General features: G+C 29.7%; 2 protein-coding genes. Both read right to left on the reverse strand.

Features of this window, described 5'->3' with window-relative positions:
- A partial coding sequence (locus U880_RS0106350; protein WP_024655222.1) for a DUF228 domain-containing protein occupies positions 1-242 on the reverse strand: 242 nt, incomplete at its 3' end.
- 22 nt (positions 243-264) lie between these two features.
- The coding region (locus U880_RS0106355) for a DUF1357 family protein (RefSeq protein WP_024655223.1) at positions 265-777 on the reverse strand (513 nt) is incomplete at its 5' end.

Raw genomic sequence — 777 nt, forward strand, 5'->3', positions numbered from 1 at the left:
TCACCAAATGATAACTTTACTCCTCTCTTATATGGATACCCTTTAATTGGATACTTTTCTATACAAGTACTATTGTTACTATTAATGCAACCTGATGCAGCAAAAGTTAAATTCTTATCTTGAAATGAAGTATCATTACTAAAATTCTCAATATCCATGCTTGGGTTTTTCATAAGGTCTTTAATCTCTTTAACCTTTTGTTCATATTCTTGTCTAATTTGAATAATATTACTTGAAGACACTCTTTAACCTCCTAAAAACTATTTATGAAACATGCTTCTTTAATTTAGTAAATTTTCTCTGTCTCTCTCTATAAAAATTTGCTATACCATCTCTGAGTTCATTATGATTTATCGGTCTAAAATTGGGATTTGAAATAGACAGTTGATCTTCAAATTTAAGTGCATCTTTCCTAGATAAAGAATTGCTTAATGCGTCATTATTCTTTCTTGCCTTTATATTAACCTTAGCAAGTTCTAATAATTGTTCTAATATATTTCCTTCAATATGTTCGACTGAATCAATTTTAGCTATAGCTCTGATTTGATCCGGATTAACATATTTCCTCACAAGTTCTCGTCTTTGCGCTAAGAGTATCTCATCAAGTGAATAACCCTTAGATAAAAGCATGTCTTTGTTAAAATGATTACTTAAATATTTAGATGCTAATGTATCTATCTCATTAATTCGTGTAGCTTCTTGTAGTAACTTACGTTCTTTTTCACTCCTATCTTGTACTTCAGCAAGCTCTCGGGATACTAGTTCATTTATACTTAA

This window comes from Borrelia hispanica CRI, from assembly GCF_000500065.1.
GTDB classification, from domain to species: domain Bacteria; phylum Spirochaetota; class Spirochaetia; order Borreliales; family Borreliaceae; genus Borrelia; species Borrelia hispanica.